18 protein-coding genes are annotated in these 14,291 nt (G+C 71.9%); 13 read left to right on the forward strand and 5 right to left on the reverse strand.

All coding sequences use genetic code 11. From position 1 onward, the window contains the following. Window positions 1-16 precede the first annotated feature (16 nt). Window positions 17-319 carry a zf-TFIIB domain-containing protein gene (locus WS57_RS24075; protein WP_059514461.1) on the forward strand — a complete coding sequence of 101 codons (303 nt, stop codon included), beginning with the start codon at window positions 17-19 and terminating at the stop codon, window positions 317-319. Window positions 320-430: 111 nt separating this feature from the next. Here WS57_RS24075 and WS57_RS24080 read toward each other — a convergent pair whose 3' ends face one another. After that, entirely contained in the window at window positions 431-841 is a 411-nt protein-coding gene (locus tag WS57_RS24080; protein WP_060298206.1) for an Hsp20/alpha crystallin family protein, read from the reverse strand. Between the two features lie 17 nt (window positions 842-858). Then, on the reverse strand, window positions 859-1,299 hold the full coding sequence (locus tag WS57_RS24085; RefSeq protein WP_009691080.1) for an Hsp20/alpha crystallin family protein: 441 nt from the start codon (window positions 1,297-1,299) through the stop codon (window positions 859-861). Between the two features lie 241 nt (window positions 1,300-1,540). On the opposite strand from WS57_RS24085, the gene WS57_RS24090 reads away from it, so the two are divergent. Continuing rightward, window positions 1,541-2,458, forward strand: a complete 918-nt coding sequence (locus WS57_RS24090) for a 3-hydroxyacyl-CoA dehydrogenase NAD-binding domain-containing protein (protein WP_059514465.1) — start codon at window positions 1,541-1,543, stop codon at window positions 2,456-2,458. Between the two features lie 40 nt (window positions 2,459-2,498). Here the strand turns inward: WS57_RS24090 and WS57_RS24095 are convergent, their stop codons facing one another. Further along, the gene (locus WS57_RS24095; protein ID WP_009691082.1) at window positions 2,499-2,771 is read right to left on the reverse strand and encodes a DUF4148 domain-containing protein; all 273 of its coding nucleotides are present in this window, start codon (window positions 2,769-2,771) and stop codon (window positions 2,499-2,501) included. 149 nt (window positions 2,772-2,920) lie between these two features. Next, a complete protein-coding gene (locus WS57_RS24100) occupies window positions 2,921-3,769 on the reverse strand; it encodes a LysR substrate-binding domain-containing protein (RefSeq protein WP_040127075.1) in 849 nt (282 codons plus the stop codon). Window positions 3,770-4,089: 320 nt separating this feature from the next. Between WS57_RS24100 and madL the strand changes: the two genes are divergently transcribed. From madL to WS57_RS24155, 11 genes are all read left to right on the forward strand, one after another. Further along, window positions 4,090-4,485 (forward strand): malonate transporter subunit MadL, encoded by a 396-nt coding sequence (gene madL, locus WS57_RS24105; protein WP_059601923.1) that lies wholly within the window; start codon window positions 4,090-4,092, stop codon window positions 4,483-4,485. 11 nt (window positions 4,486-4,496) lie between these two features. Next, window positions 4,497-5,264 (forward strand): malonate transporter subunit MadM, encoded by a 768-nt coding sequence (madM, locus tag WS57_RS24110; protein ID WP_040127077.1) that lies wholly within the window; start codon window positions 4,497-4,499, stop codon window positions 5,262-5,264. A 149-nt stretch (window positions 5,265-5,413) separates the two neighbouring features. Further along, entirely contained in the window at window positions 5,414-7,060 is a 1,647-nt protein-coding gene (gene mdcA / locus WS57_RS24115; protein ID WP_059601925.1) for a malonate decarboxylase subunit alpha, read from the forward strand. Between the two features lie 10 nt (window positions 7,061-7,070). Next, window positions 7,071-7,388 (forward strand): malonate decarboxylase acyl carrier protein, encoded by a 318-nt coding sequence (gene mdcC, locus WS57_RS24120; RefSeq protein ID WP_009690389.1) that lies wholly within the window; start codon window positions 7,071-7,073, stop codon window positions 7,386-7,388. Continuing rightward, complete coding sequence (locus WS57_RS24125) at window positions 7,385-8,311, forward strand: biotin-independent malonate decarboxylase subunit beta (protein ID WP_059514471.1); 927 nt, start codon at window positions 7,385-7,387, stop codon at window positions 8,309-8,311. Before mdcC ends, WS57_RS24125 begins: the two co-directional genes overlap by 4 nt. A 58-nt stretch (window positions 8,312-8,369) precedes the next feature. Further along, window positions 8,370-9,077 (forward strand): biotin-independent malonate decarboxylase subunit gamma, encoded by a 708-nt coding sequence (gene mdcE / locus WS57_RS24130; RefSeq protein WP_059514473.1) that lies wholly within the window; start codon window positions 8,370-8,372, stop codon window positions 9,075-9,077. Continuing rightward, window positions 9,064-9,732, forward strand: a complete 669-nt coding sequence (gene mdcG, locus WS57_RS24135) for a malonate decarboxylase holo-[acyl-carrier-protein] synthase (protein ID WP_059514475.1) — start codon at window positions 9,064-9,066, stop codon at window positions 9,730-9,732. The genes mdcE and mdcG overlap by 14 nt, the downstream gene beginning before the upstream one ends. Then, complete coding sequence (mdcB, locus tag WS57_RS24140; RefSeq protein ID WP_069244930.1) at window positions 9,729-10,595, forward strand: triphosphoribosyl-dephospho-CoA synthase MdcB; 867 nt, start codon at window positions 9,729-9,731, stop codon at window positions 10,593-10,595. Before mdcG ends, mdcB begins: the two co-directional genes overlap by 4 nt. Then, on the forward strand, window positions 10,592-11,524 hold the full coding sequence (gene mdcH / locus WS57_RS24145; RefSeq protein ID WP_059601931.1) for a malonate decarboxylase subunit epsilon: 933 nt from the start codon (window positions 10,592-10,594) through the stop codon (window positions 11,522-11,524). The genes mdcB and mdcH overlap by 4 nt, the downstream gene beginning before the upstream one ends. Window positions 11,525-11,630: 106 nt before the next feature. Continuing rightward, entirely contained in the window at window positions 11,631-12,152 is a 522-nt protein-coding gene (locus WS57_RS24150; RefSeq protein WP_059601933.1) for a phospholipase D-like domain-containing protein, read from the forward strand. A 162-nt stretch (window positions 12,153-12,314) separates the two neighbouring features. Next, on the forward strand, window positions 12,315-12,983 hold the full coding sequence (locus tag WS57_RS24155) for a phosphoribosyltransferase (RefSeq protein ID WP_059514483.1): 669 nt from the start codon (window positions 12,315-12,317) through the stop codon (window positions 12,981-12,983). Here the strand turns inward: WS57_RS24155 and phaZ are convergent. Then, window positions 12,970-14,214, reverse strand: a complete 1,245-nt coding sequence (gene phaZ, locus WS57_RS24160; RefSeq protein ID WP_069244931.1) for a polyhydroxyalkanoate depolymerase — start codon at window positions 14,212-14,214, stop codon at window positions 12,970-12,972. The two genes, WS57_RS24155 and phaZ, sit on opposite strands and share 14 nt — an antisense overlap. Between the last annotated feature and the right edge of the window lie 77 nt (window positions 14,215-14,291).

The raw sequence follows: 14,291 nt of genomic DNA on the forward strand, positions 1-14,291 counted from the left end.
TGAAAGGAGCGACACGATGAAATGTCCCGTCTGCAAGACGCCCGACCTGCTGATGGCCGAGCGCCAGTCGATCGAGATCGATTACTGCCCTGCGTGCCGCGGCGTGTGGCTCGATCGCGGCGAACTCGACAAGCTGATTGCGCGCGATGCCGGCGACGCGCCGGTGCGCCGCGATCACGCGGCCGCGCCAGGCGATGCATGCGCATCCCGCGCTCGCGACGACGCGTGGGGCCGCGACGGCCGCCCGCACGACGACCGGTCCCGACACGACGGCCGGCGTCGGCGCCGATCGCTGTTCGACCGGTTCGACTTCGATTGAATGCGCTGCGTGCGGCCCGCGTGCCGGTGCGCGCCGGACGCGAAAAAGCCCCGCCCGACTGCATGTCCGGCGGGGCTTTTCATTACGCGCCGCGCTGCGGCGCGCGTTCGCTTACGCGTTGCCGGCCGTCACGTCGATCCGGCGCGGCCGGCTTTCCTCGCGACGCGGGATGGTCAGCGTCAGCACGCCGTCGCGCAGGTTCGCCTCGATCCGCGACGTGTCGAGATCGGGGCTCAGCACGAAGCTGCGGGCAAAGCGCGGCGCGCGCACTTCGGCGTGACGCACGCGCAGTTCGGACGGCGTGTCGATGCGCGTGTCGGCTTCGATCGTCAGCGTGTTGTCGTGCACCTTCACGTCGAGATTCTCGCGCGGCACGCCGGGCAGGTCGGCCCACAGCGTGACGCCGCGGCCGTCCTCGACGATGTCGACCGCCGGCATCGCGGCAGGGCGGCGCACGCTTTCTGTCGCAGCCGCGGGAGCGGCGCCCGTCTGGCGTTCGGTCAGGATCTGGCTCGTATTCATGTCGTTCTCCTCAGCGATTAATGGACGGCGATCGCGCGCGGCTTCGATGCTTCGCGGCGTCCGACACGGATCAGCAGACAGCCGTTTTCATAGCGGGCGCTGACCTTGTCGGGGTCCGCGTTCTGCGGCAGCTCGACGACGCGGCGGAACGTACCGTGAAAGCGCTCCTGCGCATACGCGCGCACGTCGTCGCCTGCGCCCTGGGGCGCGCGCTTGCGCTCGCCGCTGATCGTCAGCAGGTCCTTGTCGATCGACACGTCGAAGTCGGTCGCAGCCATGCCGGGCGCGAATGCGACGATTTCGATCGCATCGTCGGTGGCGCCGACGTTCAGCGCCGGGAAGGCGTTCGGCCGCACTGCGCGGATGCCGGACGGGAGTTCGCCGAACAGGTTCGCCATCTGCCGCTGCACGCGGGCGAATTCGTCGAACAGGTCGTTGCCGAAATGGATACCGCTCATGTTGGTCCTCCGGAACAGGATGCACGGGAGACGCGACGGCGCGCCGTCGATGACGGGCGCGACCGGCTTCTCCAGCGGGTCGGAACGGGCAGCGCGCTGCATGCGGCCGCGGGGTGAAGCGTAATTAGTGACCGCTGCCGCGCATTTCAAGAGCGCGGCATGCAATCTTCGTCGGCGCGCGCGGACGCGGTTCGATGCGACAATCGCCGCGCCATCAACGAATCACGGAGACGGGACGCATATGGACATTCAACGCATCGCGATCGTCGGCGCCGGCGTGATCGGCGCGAGCTGGGCCGCTTTCTATCTGTCGAAGGGCTTCGACGTCGTCGCGACCGACCCCGCGCCGCGGGCCGACGCACGACTGCGCGACGCGCTCGCCGCGTTTCTCGGCGAGCGCGCCGACGAGCTGTCGAAGCGGCTCGCGTTCGACGCCGATCTCGAGCGCGCGCTCGACGGCGTCGATTTCGTGCAGGAAAACGGTCCCGAGCGGCTCGACCTGAAGCGCGAGCTGTATCGCCGGATGGACGACGTGCTGCCCGCGCAGGTGCTGATCGCGTCGAGTTCGTCGGGACTGAAGATGTCGGAGATCCAGACCGCGTGCGCGAAGCATCCGGAGCGCTGCCTGATCGCGCATCCGTTCAACCCGCCGCACCTGATTCCGCTCGTCGAACTGGTCGGCGGCAACGCGACCGACAGCGACGCGATCGCGCGCGCGAAGACGTTCTACGATGCGCTCGGCAAGGAGACGATCGTCCTCAACAAGGAGATGGCCGGACATGTCGCGAACCGGCTCGCGGCCGCGCTGTTTCGCGAGGTGTACCACCTCGTCGGCGAGGGCGTCGTGAGCGTCGCCGACGCGGACAAGGCCGTCGCATGGGGGCCCGGGCTGCGCTGGGCGCTGATGGGGCAGTGCCTGACCTATCACCTCGGCGGCGGCGCGGGCGGCATCGCGCATTTCCTCGAGCACCTGTCGGGCCCGATGACGAGCTGGTGGGACGACCTCGGCACGCCGTCGTTCGACGCGGACGTCGATCGCAAGCTGATCGACGAATTGCGCGCGATCCAGGGCGCGCGCTCGATGCAGGACCTGGCGGCCGAGCGCGACCGGCTGCTGGTCGAGCTGATCGACGCGCGGCGGCGCAGCTTCCTGCCGTAACGGCGCGCAGCGCGGCAACGCGCGTCGGCAGGCGGCCCGGCTACTGTTGCTGCGAGACCGCCTGCGGCGCCCGGTCGAGCCATGCCGGATGCGCGGCCTGGATCAGTTCGCGATTGCGCGCGCGGGTGCGGTCGCTCGGCGGGTAGTCGCCGTCGGTCGTCGGCAGGTCGCCGTCGAGGTAAGCCTGTTTCAGCTGCGCGATGACGTCCGCGCGCGTCAGGCCCGGGTCGGGCAGCGCAGCGTCGGTCTGGGCGAAGGCGGGGGACAGCAGCGCGGCCGCAGCGGTCGCGACGGCGAATCGCATCACGTTCATGGTGCACGCTCCAATCGAAAAGGGACGGCGAAAATACGCGGCGCAAGCCGTGCGTTTTCCGGACGTCCCATTGTCGGGAGCGGGTGCTGCGAGGACGCTGACGCGTCGCGGGCAGCGCTGTCAGCCGCGCTGCGGCAAGCGGGGCGCGGCTACAGCTGGGCGGCCGCCGCGATCAGCGTCGCTTCGAGCGCGAGCGTCGAGCGCGACGCGGCGGCGGGGCGGTCGATCACGTATTCGAGTTCGCCGAGTTCGGGCAAGCCGGCGTCGAGCCGCGCGAGCCCGGCCGGGATCACGTAGCCGGCGAACGCGCTGACGCCGAGCCCCGCGCTCGCGGCCGCGCGCAGCACCGCGACGCTGCTGCTGACCACCGCGATCCGGTACGGCCGCCCGACCGCCTCCAGCGATTCGAGCACGCGGCGGCGCGACACGCTCGGCTCCGGATGCATCGCGAGCGGCAGCACGGTCTCGTGGCCCGTGATGCGCGAATCGGGGCCGGTGCACCAGTACAGCGGCTCGCTGCGGATCACGCGGCCGCGCCGGCTGCCGGCGATCCGTTTCGCGAACACGAGATCGTGCCGGCCCTCGTCGAGCGCGTCGAACAGGTCGCCCGACAGGCCGGTGGCGATCGCGAGCTCGACGTCCGGATTGCGCTGCACGAAGCTCGCGAGCGCGGCCGTCAGGTGCGCGGACGCGAAATCCTCGGACATCGCGAGCCGCACCTTGCCCGACAGCGGCGGCCCGCACACCGACGTGACGGCCTCGTCCATCAGCTCGAGGATGCGCACCGCGTAGCGAAACAGCGCGTCGCCGTGCTGCGACAGCCGCACGTTGCGCGTGTCGCGCTCGAACAGCGGCCGGTCCAGCAACTCCTCGAGACGGCGGATGTGCTGGCTGACGGTCGACTGCGACAGGCTCACGCGTTCGGACGCGGCGGTGAAGCTGCCGGACTGGGCGACGGCGACGAAGCTGCGCAGCAGCTCGGGCGGTAACGGGCGCATTGCTAAATCCACTGAATCGGTTTCGACAACTTCATAAATGGCCGGAGGCGGCGGGGCTAGTATCGGATCACGCACCGGTGCGCCCGCATGGCAGGCCAGCCGGATGCGTCGCCCGTGTCGCGCCGGCGGCTGCATCGGTCAGTCTACGGCGTCCGGCCCGAAACCGCATCATCCCATCGACCGCCCGAGAACGCGTCCGCACGACGGCGCGCCGGGCCGCGGCGCACCGCCGCAGGAGACAGCCCGGCCCGCAAGCGCCGGGCGCCGCACGCCTCCTGCGGACGGCCAGGCGCCCGTCACGAAGAGACTGGAGACGACTCATGATCATCTACGGAACCGCGCTGCTGGCGTTCTGCCATCTGGCCGGGCTGTTTCTCGGCGACCTGCTGGGCGCCGCGATCGGCGTGAAGACCAACGTCGGCGGCGTCGGCATCGCGATGCTGCTGCTGATCTGCCTGCGGCTGTGGCTGCACCGGCGCGGCTGGCTGCCGAAGGAGACCGAGGCCGGCGTCGGCTTCTGGGGCGCGATGTACATCCCGGTCGTCGTCGCGATGGCCGCGAACCAGAACGTCGTCGCCGCGCTGAGGGGCGGGCCGGTCGCGCTGCTGGCCGCGGTCGGCGCGGTCGCGATCTGCGCGTGCTGCATTGCGGTACTGGTGCGCACCGGGCGCGACGACACGGCCTTCGCGGGCGTGCCGCAATTCGAAGAACAGTGACGGAGGCCGCCATGCTGCAGATGCTCGAAAAAGTCGTCGCCCACAACGGGCTCGTCGCGTCGTTCGCGCTGGTCGGCCTGATCATGTGGGTGTCGTCGATCGCGTCGCGCAAGCTCACGTTCGGCCGCGTGCACGGCTCCGCGATCGCGATCGTGATCGGCCTCGCGCTGGCCTACGTCGGCGGCGCATTCACCGGCGGCGAGAAAGGCATCGCCGACCTGCCGCTGTTCGCGGGCGTCGGGCTGATGGGCGGCGCGATGCTGCGCGATTTCGCGATCGTCGCGACCGCGTTCGAGGTGCAGCCGGCCGAAGCGCGCAAGGCCGGGCTGGTCGGCGTGCTGTCGCTGCTGCTCGGCACCGTGCTGCCGTTCATCGTCGGCGCGTGCATCGCGCGCGCGTTCGGCTATACCGATGCGGTCAGCATGACGACCATCGGCGCGGGCGCCGTCACCTACATCGTCGGGCCCGTCACGGGTGCGGCGATCGGCGCGAGTTCCGACGTGATCGCGCTGAGCATCGCGACCGGGCTCGTGAAGGCGATCATCGTGATGATCGGCACGCCGGTCGCGGCCGGCTTCATGGGCCTGAAGACGCCGCGCTCCGCGATGATCTTCGGCGGCCTCGCGGGCACCGTCAGCGGCGTCAGCGCCGGGCTCGCGGCGACCGACCGCCGGCTCGTGCCGTACGGCGCGCTGGTCGCGACCTTCCATACCGGCGTCGGCTGCCTGCTCGGGCCGTCGGTGCTGTTCTTCACGACGCGCGCGCTGGTCGGCGCATAGCGCGGCGGGGCCTGCGCGCCGCGTCCGCACGGGCAGCGCGCAGGACGCATCCATCGCGGCCGCCTCTGAGTCGGATTCGGCAACATCATCAATCGGCGGCGGCGCCAGGCTTAGAATGCCGCTGGACCATCGAAGCAGGAGAACTGTTCATGACGGGATGGAATCACGCGCGGCAGGCGCGCGATGCACGCCTCGCGGCCGGCGCGCCGTTCGCGCGCGGCAAGCGGGTCGATGCGCGCGACGCGGTGGCGCTGCTCGAAGCGGTGCTGCGCCCCGGCGATCGCGTTTGCCTCGAAGGCGACAACCAGAAGCAGGCCGACCTGCTCGCGACGGCGCTCGCCGACGTCGACAGCGCGAAGGTGCACGACCTGCACATGGTGCAGTCGGGCGTCGTGCTGCCCGAGCATCTCGACGTGTTCGAGCGCGGCATCGCGAAGCGCCTCGATTTCGCGTATTCGGGCCCGCAGTCGCAGCGGATCGCGAAGCTGCTGTTCGGCGGCAAGATCGCGCTCGGCGCGGTGCATACCTACCTCGAGCTGTTCGCGCGCTACTTCATCGACCTCACGCCGCACGTCGCGCTGATCGCGGCGGTCAGCGCCGACGCCGACGGCAACCTGTATACGGGCCCGAACACCGAGGACACGCCGACCGTCGTCGAGGCGACCGCGTTCAAGGACGGCATCGTGATCGCGCAGGTCGACCGCATCGTCGACAAGGTGCCGCGCGTCGACATTCCGGGCGACCGCGTGCATTTCGTCGTCGAGGCGGGCCGCCCGTTCTACGTCGAGCCGCTGTTCACGCGCGATCCGGCTGCGATCACCGAAACGCAGATCCTGACTGCGATGCTCGCGATCAAGGGCATCTACGAGCCGTACGGCATCAAGCGCCTGAACCACGGGATCGGCTTCAACACCGCGGCGATCGAGCTGCTGCTGCCGACCTACGGCGCGAAGCTCGGGCTGAAGGGCAAGGTCTGTACGCATTGGGCGCTGAACCCGCATCCGACGCTGATCCCGGCGATCGAATCGGGCTGGGTCGAGCAGATCCACTGCTTCGGTTCCGAAGTCGGGATGGACGAATACATCCGCGCGCGCTCCGACGTGTGGTTCACGGGCCCGGACGGCTCGCTGCGTTCGAACCGCGCGTTCTGCCAGACGGCCGGCCTCTATGCGTGCGACATGTTCATCGGCTCGACGCTGCAGATCGATCTGTCCGGCCATTCGTCGACGGTCACGGCCGAGCGCATCGCCGGCTTCGGCGGCGCGCCGAACATGGGCAGCGACGCGCGCGGGCGGCGTCATCCGAGCGAACCGTGGCTGAAGGCCGGCGCGGAAGCCGATCCTGATACGCCGGCCGCGCTGCGGCGCGGGCGCAAGCTGGTCGTGCAGATCGGCGAGACCTTCGGCGACAAGAACGTGCCGATGTTCGTCGAGAAGCTCGACGCGCTGAAGCTCGCCGACAAGCTGCAGCTCGATCTCGCGCCGATCATGGTCTACGGCGACGACGTCACGCACATCGTCACCGAGGAGGGGATCGCGAACCTGCTGATGTGCCGCGACCGCGACGAGCGCGAACAGGCGATTCGCGGCGTCGCCGGCTATACGGAGATCGGCCGCGGCCGCGACCGCAGGATGGTCGAGCGGCTGCGCGAGCGCGGCGTGATCCGCCGCCCGGAGGATCTCGGCATCGATCCGCTCGACGCCGACCGCCGCTGGCTCGCCGCGCGCTCGATCAAGGATCTCGTGCACTGGTCGGGCGGCCTGTATGCGCCGCCGGCCCGGTTCCGCAACTGGTGAGGAAGACGGCATGGAACAGTTGAACTATCGCTTCACCGCGCGCGAACGCGCGAAGGGCGAACGGGACTCGGCGCTCGTCGGCGTGGTCGCGTCCGGCAATCTCGAGGTGCTGGTCGAACGCACGCTGCCGGGCCGCGAATGCGAGATCGACATCCGCACCGCGGCGGTCGGTTTCGGCGCGGTCTGGCAGGCGGTCGTCGCGGACTTCGTCGAGCGGCGCACGCCGGGCGGCCTGAAGCTGTCGATCAACGACGGCGGCGCGCGGCCCGACATGGTGTCGCTGCGGCTCGCGCAGGCGGTGCGCGCGATCGAGGGGGACGCGGCATGAGCGACGTCAACCTCGGTCACGATGCGCCGGCCTTCGTCGCGAACGCCGCGAGCTGGTACGAAGCGTCGGCGCGGCAGCGCATCGACGGGCTGCTCGACGCGGGCAGCTTCGGCGAATTCCTCGGGCCGGCCGAACGCGTGACGAGCCCGCACCTGCCGCTGTTCGACCTGCCGCAGCAGTTCGACGACGGCATGGTGGTCGGCCACGGCCGGCTCGACGGCCGGCCGGTGTTCGTCGCCGCGCAGGAGGGCCGCTTCATGGGCGGCGCGTTCGGCGAAGTGCACGGCGCGAAGCTGACCGGCCTCTTGCGCGCGGCGCGCGAATGCGGCACGCCGGTGCTGATCCTGTTCGATACGGGCGGCGTGCGGCTGCAGGAGGCGAATGCGGGCGAGCTCGCGATCGCCGAGATCATGCGGGCGCTCGTCGAGGCGCGCACGGCCGGCGTGCCGGTAATCGGCCTGATCGGCGGCCGCGCGGGCTGCTACGGCGGCGGCGGGCTGCTCGCCGCGTGCTGCTCGGCGCTCGCGGTGTCGGAGCAGGGCCGCATCAGCGTGTCGGGGCCGGAAGTGATCGAGACCAATCGCGGCGTCGAGGAATTCGATGCGAAGGACCGCGCGCTGATCTGGCGCACGATGGGCGGCAAGCACCGGCGCCTGATCGGCGGCGCGGACCGCTACGTCGCCGACACGCCACAGGCGTTTCGCGCGGCGGCGCTCGAGCTGATCGGCTGCGCGCCGACGTTCGACACGGCGATGCTGCGCGCCGAGCAGGCGCGGCTCGACACACGCGTCGCGCGTTTCGGTGCGTGCGCGGATGCGCTCGACGTGTGGCGCACGCTGGGCGCCAACGCGCCGGAAGCGATTCCCGGGATGCCGGACGACGCGTTCATTGCGCTCGCCGATCAACTGCAGGAGTTGAAATGAAACCACGCTCACTCGGTTTGCCGCACCCCGGACGGGGCGGCCCGGCAGGAGGCCTCGCATGACGCTCGACGAAGTCCTGAACGCGCTGTTCCCGCACGGCCATGCGATCGCGCGCGACGGCGGCCTGCTCGCCGGTCATGCGGAACTGGGCGGCGCGCGCGTCGACGTGATCGGCGTGGCCGAACGCTTGCCGTTCGGCATCGATGAAGCGCTGAAACTCGCGTCGCACGTGCTCGACACGATCGAGCGCGGCGCGGCGACGCCGATCCTCGTGCTGGTCGACAGCGACAGCCAGCGGATGAGCAAGCGCGACGAACTGCTGGGCCTGAACGAAGGGCTGTCGCATCTCGCGAAGTGCCTGATCCACGCGGATCTCGCCGGGCATCGGACGATCGGCGTGCTGTATGGCCACACGGCGGCCGGCGCGTTCATCGCGACCGCGCTGGCGACGCGCACGCTGCTCGCGCTGCCGGGCGCCGAGCCGGAAGTGATGGACCTGCCGTCGATGTCGCGCGTGACGAAGCTGCCGATCGACGTGCTCAAGGAGATGTCGCGTTCGACGGCCGTGTTCGCGCCGGGCCTCGACAATCTCGTCAAGATGGGCGCGGTCGATGCGGTGCTCGATCCGGCGCGGGCGCTCGATGCGCAGGTCGCGTCATGGCTCGCGAAGCCGGTCGACCGCGTCGATCGCCGCGCCGCGCGCGGGCGGCCGGTCGCGGCCGAGGTCGCACAGCGCGTCGAGGCGCTCGCGCGTGCCGCACGCTGACGCACCGCTGCGCCGCCACACGCTCGTCACGCTGACGGCGGCGGGGTGGCGCGCGGCGTTCGCGCGCGATCCGCTGCTGGCGGCCGATCCGTGCGCGCAGAGCTGGGCGGAGCACGGCTGGCCGCTGATCGTGCGCCGCGCGTCGCCGGACGAGGCGGCGGCCGGCCGCGTGCCGCTCGGCATGCCGCTGCCGCCGTCGGCCGGCAAGCGTCGCATCGCGCTGAACGTCTCCGCCGATGCGCTCGCGACGGTCGGCCCGCTGCCGGCGCTGGCCGATGTGCGCGGCGCGGCGCCCGACGCGTGGCAACCGGCGTTGCGCGAGCTCGATGCGCTCGGCGCGCGCTGCGGCGTGCCGGGGCGCGCGTTCGGCAGCCTCGCATGGCAGTGGCTGACGGGCGAAACCTATCTGGGCGCGTCGTCCGATCTCGACCTCGTATTTCCGCTGCCGGGCGCAGGCCGGCTCGCGCCGCTGCTCGACGGGCTCGCGGCGGTCGATGCGCACGCGCCGATGCGCATCGACGGCGAGCTGCTGCGCGACGATGGGGCGGGCGTCAACTGGCGCGAGCTGCAGGCGCGGCTGCCCGAGGTCGCGCTGAAGACCGCGACCGGCGTCGAGCTGGTTTCGGCAGACCTGTTCACCGGGGCCGGACGATGAGCGCGCGAGCCGTCTGTCGCATCCCGGCGCCGACCGACGCCGAGCGCATCGCGGCGCTCGCCGAGCACAGCCTCCTGCTCGAGATCGACACCTATCCGAAGCCGGGGCTCGTCAGCCACGTCGATACCGGCAGTCATGCGGACATGGATGCCGCAATGTTTGCGCGCAGCGCGGCCGTGCTGCGGCCGTATTTCGCGGAACTGGCCGAGGCGGGCGCGCGCGACGCGGAGATGGCCGCGCTGCGCAAGATCGGCCTGCGTGCCGAGCATGCGATGCTCGCGGCGACGGGCGGCGTCAACACCCATCGCGGCGCGATCTTCGGGCTCGGGCTGCTGTGCGCGGCCGCGGGCCGGCGCGGCGTGCCCGGCGCGGTGCCCCGCGACCTGACGCTCGGCGCGTGGGTGGCGCGCCGCTGGGGCGCCGATATCCTCGGCGGCCCGCGCCTGCCCGACAGCCATGGCGAGCGCGCGAGCCGCCGCTACGGCGTCGGCGGCGCGCGCCGCGAAGCGGCCGACGGTTTCGTCACCGTCTATCGGGTCGGGCTGCCCGCGCTGCGGCGCGCACGGCTCGACCGGCCGGACGATCCGGAAGCCGCGCGCGTCGACGCCTGCTTCGCGCTGATCGCCGCGCTCGACGACACGAACCTGCTGCACCGCGGCGGGCAGGCCGGCCTCGATTTCGCGTGGGCGGCCGCGCGCGCGTTCGTCGCACGCGGCGGCGTGCGCGCGCGCGACTGGCGGCTGCGCGCAGCCGCCGCGCATCGCGCGTTCGTCGCGCGGCGGCTGAGCCCGGGCGGCGCGGCCGACCTGCTCGCGATGAGCGTGTTCGTCGATGCGCTCGAACCGGACGAGGCGACGCGATGACGCTGGCCATCCTCTGCTCGGGGCAGGGCGCGCAGCGCGCCGACATGTTCGATCTGACCGGCGCCGCGCCGCAGGCCGACGCGCTGTTCGCGCACGCGGGACGGCTGCTCGGCGACGATCCGCGCACGTGGGTCCGGCAGGCCGGTTCGGACGCGCTGCGCGAGAACCGCGCCGCGCAGATTCTCTGCACGGTGCAGGCGCTGGCGGCCGCCGCGCTGCTCGAAGCGGCATGGCCGCGCCGGCGCTGCGTGGCCGGCTACAGCGTCGGCGAAGTCGCGTCGTGGAGCGTCGCGGGGATCGTCGACCCGCACGACGCGCTCGACCTGGCGGCCGCGCGTGCGCAGGCGATGGACGCCGCGAGCGACGGCGACGAGCGGATGGCGTTCGTGCGCGGGTTGTCGCGCGCGCAGCTCGCGCAGCTTTGCGACGGCCGCGAGGCCGCGATCGCGATCGCCAATCCCGGCGATGCGTTCGTGGTCGCCGGGACGCAGGCCGATGTCGATGCGGTGGCCAACGATGCCGTACATGCCGGCGCGCAGCGCGTCGCGCCCGTGTGCGTGCGGATCGCGTCCCACACGCGCCGGCTCGCGGCCGCCGTGCCCGTGTTTCGCGCGTCGCTCGCCGCGCTGCGCGTGCGCCGGCCGCTGCCCGGCACGCGGCTGTTCTCGGGGATCGACGGTGCGTCGGTGCTCGACGTCGACGCCGGGCTCGACAAGCTCGCGCGCCAGATCGCCGAGCCGGTCGAGTGGGCGGCGTGCCTGGCGGCATGCGTGGAGGCCGGCGCGACAGCGTTTCTCGAACTCGGGCCCGGGCGCGCGCTGGCCGACATGGCGAGCGGCGCCTACCCGGCGCTGCCGGCGCGCAGCCTCGCCGATTTTCGCTCGGTCGACGGCGTGACGGGCTGGCTTGCGCGCGTCGCCGCAGGCTGATCGAACGCGCGGCGACGCGTGCGCCGCGCAGCCGTTTCGCACCGTGTGTTGCGCCGACGCAGCACCGCCGCGACGGGCGCTTGCCACGCGAATTGGCGTCGCTACAATGGCGCCCGCCATGAGACCAGCCGCCTTACTCGTCGCCGCGCTCGGCTGCGCGGCGACCGCCCACGCCGCCCAGATTCCGTCCGACGCCGCGTCCGTCGGCGCCTATTTTTCATACGACAACGCGGCAGCCGACGCGACCGTCGACCTGATCGAACGCGCGCAGCGCCGCGTGCTGCTGGCAGGCTATGCGTACGTGCCGCCGGCCGTCGCAAGCGCGCTGCGGGCGGCCCGCGCGCGCGGGATCGAGGTGCGCGTCGTGCTCGTGCGTTCGGCGCACGCGGGCAAGTACAGCGGCGCAGGCTATCTGAAGTCGGCCGGCATCGACGTCGCGATCGACTCGCGACATGGCGATCCGGCGCCGCGCTTCGTGATCGTCGACGACAGCGTCGCGCTGACCACGCTGTCCGGCGACGCGGCCGCGCGTGCCGAGACGGTCAACGTCTTTCATCGCGCGCCCGAGCTCGCGCAATCCTACGCACAATCGTTCTGGCGCCTGTACCGGCAGGCGGGCGGTTTCTGACGCCGCGCGAGCGCGCGCAAGCCGCGCGCGGGCCGGGTCGCCGCGCACGCGGCACGCACGCCGGTATGACCCCGCTTGCATCGAAGGCGTCGATGCACCAAGCTCGTTAGCAGGGCGCCGGCGCAGGTCGCGCAAGGCCGGCGCAGGGGCAGGGAGCCGATCATGACCGAGTGTTTCGCCGATCGTGCCGACGCGGGCAGCCGGCTCGCCGGCGCGCTGCACGACTACGCGGGGCGCGGCGACGTCGTCGTGCTCGCGTTGCCGCGCGGAGGAGTGCCGGTCGCATATCCGGTCGCGCAGGCGCTGCGCGCGCCGCTCGACATACTGGTCGTGCGCAAGCTCGGCGTGCCGTACGAGCCCGAGCTCGCGATGGGCGCGATCGCGACGGGCGGCACGATTCATCTGCAGCATGCGGTGATCCGCTCGATGGGCGTGACCGATGCGCAGCTCGCCGACACGATCGCGCGCGAAAGCGACGAACTGAAGCGCCGCGAAGCCCTTTATCGCGGCGCGCGGGCGCCGTTGCCGGTCGAGGGGCGCACCGCGATCGTCGTCGACGACGGCGTCGCGACCGGCGCCTCGATGCGCGTCGCGTTGCAGGCGCTGCGCGAACGCCATCCGGCGCGGATTGTCGCCGCGGTGCCCGTTGCGCCGGCGAGCGCGCGCCATGCGTTCGACACGCTCGCCGATGCGTTCGTCGCGGTGGTGTGGCCGCTGTCGCTGTTCGGCATCAGCCAGTTCTATGCCCGCTTCGAGCAGACCGGCGACGACGAGGTGCGCCGGCTGCTCGATGCGGCGTGCGAACCGGGCGGCGACCTCAGCTCCGCCTGATTCTCCGTGCACGCGCCCGTGGCCGCGCGGCCTCGGCCCGTGCGAACAGGCGCTGCAGCGCCGGATGCACGTCGTCGGTCCAGTGCGCGCCGCAAAACAGTCCGTAGTGATCGCAGTCGTCGACGTCGATCCGCTGCCGTTCGCCGGCGGCGAGGCCGCAGCACAAGTCGAGCGCCGCATGGGTCTGGCCGGCGCCCGTGACGGCGTCGCGCGCGCCTTCGACGGTCAGCAGCGCGATGCCGCGCAGCGCGGCCGGCTCGACGCGCCGGCCGTCGACGTCCCACGTGCCGTTCGCGAGGCACATGCGCTGGAACACGACATCGACGGTATCGAGAAAGTACTCGGCCGGCATGTCGAGCAGCGCGGTGTATTCGCGCAGCGCGCGCCGTGCCGCGGCGAACGCGGCCATGTCGAGGCGCGCCGCGGCGCGCGCATAGTCGTCGATCAGCGTCAGGAAGCGCTGCGGATACAGCAGCGCGATCTCGCCTTGCTGCAGATAGGTCGGGAACACATGGCGGCCCTGTCCGCGAAAGCCGGGCGGCACGATGTCGATCAGGTGACGGCGGCACCACGCGAGCGAATGGGACGCGGCGGCGGCGCCGAGCGTGCTCGGGTTGAGGCGCGCATCGAGCGGGCCGCCGATCAGCGCGACGCTCGCCGGCGGCGCGAGGCCGCGGCCGGCGCGCAGCGCGAGCGCGCCGAGCGCCGGCACGGTGGCCTGGCACACCGCGACGACGTGCAGCGGTCGCGCGTCGTCCAGCTGCGCATCGATGAAGCCGTCGAGCATCGCCACGTATTCGTCGAGCCCGAAGCGGCCCGCGGCGGGCGGGATGTCGCGCGCATTGATCCAGTCGGTCACCGATACGTCGCCGTCGGCGAGCAGCGTCTCGACGGTTTCGCGCATCATCACGGCCGCATGACCCGCGAGCGGCACGCACAGCAGCACCGTGCGCGCGGCGCCGGCGCGACCGAAGCGGCGCAGGTCGCAGAACGGCGTGTGCGCGGCGATCCGCTCGTCGATGGGGATGTCGCGACCGTCGACGGCCAGCGGCCGGATGTCGAAGCGCGGCGGTCCGGCCGGCGGCCCGAGCAGCGGCTCGAACAGGTCGTCGTAGCACGACGACGCGGCCTGCGGCAGCGCCGCCGCCGGCCACGCGTCGAACGCGTGCCGTGTCGCGTCGCGCCACGCGCGCATCCATTCCCGCTGCTGCTCGACGAGGGCGTACCACATGGCGGACCTCGCGGTGGAGAAGGCGTGAACCTGCATTATGGTCACGGTTGCGGGGCAGCGGGATGGGTGTTGACGCC

Origin of the sequence: Burkholderia pseudomultivorans (assembly GCF_001718415.1) — a bacterium.
Classification (GTDB): Bacteria; Pseudomonadota; Gammaproteobacteria; order Burkholderiales; family Burkholderiaceae; genus Burkholderia; species Burkholderia pseudomultivorans_A.